Annotated in this window: 3 protein-coding genes; all 3 read left to right on the forward strand. The window is 65.2% G+C overall.

Annotation, left to right across the window (positions count from 1 at the left end; genetic code table 11):
- The coding region (locus B3E91_RS04020) for an ATP-binding protein (RefSeq protein ID WP_287028475.1) at positions 1-633 on the forward strand (633 nt) is incomplete at its 5' end.
- Positions 630-1,751 carry a hybrid sensor histidine kinase/response regulator gene (locus B3E91_RS04025; protein ID WP_287028476.1) on the forward strand — a complete coding sequence of 374 codons (1,122 nt, stop codon included), beginning with the start codon at positions 630-632 and terminating at the stop codon, positions 1,749-1,751. The genes B3E91_RS04020 and B3E91_RS04025, both read left to right, overlap by 4 nt.
- 5 nt (positions 1,752-1,756) lie before the next feature.
- The coding region (locus B3E91_RS04030; protein ID WP_287028477.1) for a GreA/GreB family elongation factor at positions 1,757-2,163 on the forward strand (407 nt) is incomplete at its 3' end.

Raw genomic sequence — 2,163 nt, forward strand, 5'->3', positions numbered from 1 at the left:
GAGTTCCTCGTCGAGGACACCGGCATCGGTATCTCCGCGGAGAACCAGGCGCGGGTGTTCGAGGAGTTCTGCCGGATCAAGTCGCCGAACCTGAAGAACATCGAGGGCACCGGCCTGGGCCTGCCACTGGCGCAGAAGCTGGCGACCCTGCTCAACGGGCGCATCAGCCTGTCCAGCCGCGAAGGCCAGGGCAGCCGCTTCTACGTGCAGATTCCGCTGGAACTGGGCGGCGGGGAAAGCGACGAGCGGGAACTTGACCTCAGCGGGACGACTATCCTGATCATCGATGACAGCGACGCCGACCGCTACCTGATCCGCCGCACCCTGGAACCCTACGATCCGGTGCTGATCGAGGCGGACAGCGCCCGCGCCAGCATCGACAAGCTCAACGCGGTACGCCCGGACATCATCTTCCTCGACCTCGAGCTTCCGGACATCAGCGGCGATGACCTGCTCGCCAGCATGGACTGGAGCATGCACCAGCGGGTGGTGATCAATACCGCGAAACCCCTCGGCGACGAAGAGCGCGCTCGCCTTGAGCCCCACTGCCATGCGCTGTTGCTGAAGACCCAGGCGGATTACTCTGACCGCCTGCTGCAATGCGTCAGAGCCCTCGCGTGGAGACAGGAATGAAGACCCGCAAGCGCATCCTTGTCATCGACGACACCGACGCCAACCGCTACGTGCTGAAGAAGATCCTCGCCACCCAGCCGTCCTACGAGATCATCGAGGCCGGCAGTGGCGAAGAGGGCCTGGCGCTGATGGATGCCGACATCGACCTGATGATCATCGACATCAACCTGCCGGACATGACCGGGTTCGACCTCATCCAGGCCGCCGAGAAGAAGCTCGGCCGCGGCAAGCTGCCGTCGGTCATCAACATCTCCGCCACCTTCGTCACCGGCAAGGACAAGGCCACCGGGCTCAACAGCGGCGCGCAGGCCTACCTGACGCACCCGATCAACCCGGACGAAGTGGTCGCGACCATTTCTTCGCTGCTCAAGACCAACCACCGCATCGAACGCGTCGAACAGCAGCGCAACGTGGCGATTGCCCTCAGCCAGAACCTGCAGACCGAGAAGATCATGCTCGAGCGCTTCATGCGCTCGCTCAGCCACGACCTGCGCTCGCCGCTCACCGTCGCCTCGATGGTGGTAGGGCTGATGCAGAAGAGCCCTACCCGGCGCAGCGACGAGATGCTGGATATTCTCGAAAAGAACCTGCAGCGCATGAGCCAGATGATCACCAACGTGCTCGACATCTCCCACGTCAGCCTCGGTGGTGGCCTTCAACTCAACGGCGAGACCTTCACCGTCGGCATGCTGCTTGAGGGTGCGGTCGCCGATCTGCGCATCCAGATCGGCAATGAGCTGCGCGTCGACCTGGAAACCCCCGAAGAGGAGGTGTTCTGGGATCGCCATGCGTTCCTGCGGATCATCGACAACCTGGTGATAAACGCCGCCAAGCACGGCAGCAAGAGCGCGCCGATCTTCATCGAACAGCGCCACCTCGAGGGCGAAATGCTGATCCGCGTGCGCAATGGCGGCAGCATTCCCAGCGACGTGCTGGCGAACCTGGCGACGCCCTACTTCATCTCCACCAAGAGCGACGTGCAGGGCTGGGGGCTTGGCCTGCCGACGGTGAAGGCGCTGTGCGAAAGCTTCGGCGGGCGCGTCGAGTTCAGCAGCGAGGGCGAGGAAGTGATCGTCGACGTGTTCCTCCCGGTCAGCCTGCGCGCGAGAACCCTCTGAAGCCGATGGACAAGGCCCGTCTGCACGAGCGCCTGCTGGAGCGCCTGGAAAGCGACCTCGAGCTGGCGCGCCGCGCCGCGCAAACCGCCTACGAAGCGGCGACCCACGAAGAGAACATCGCCGAGAACAAGTACGACACCCTCGGTCTGGAGGCGTCGTACCTGGCCGCGGGCCAGTCGCGCCGCGTCGAGGAAATCCACCAGGCCCTCGCCGCCTGGCGCCAGTTGCCGCTGCAACCCTACGCCGCGCCGCGCGGCATCACCCTCGGCACGCTGGTGCAACTGGCCGACGACAACGGCGACGAGCAGTGGCTGCTGCTCGGCCCCGACGGCGCCGGCCTCAAGCTCAGCGACGGGCAGCGCGACGTGCTGGTGATCACCGCCCGCTCGCCGCTCGGCGCCGCCCTGCTCGG

Source organism: Pseudomonas sp. UBA6310 (assembly GCF_002438225.1).
In the GTDB taxonomy this organism is placed as follows: domain Bacteria; phylum Pseudomonadota; class Gammaproteobacteria; order Pseudomonadales; family Pseudomonadaceae; genus Pseudomonas_O; species Pseudomonas_O kuykendallii.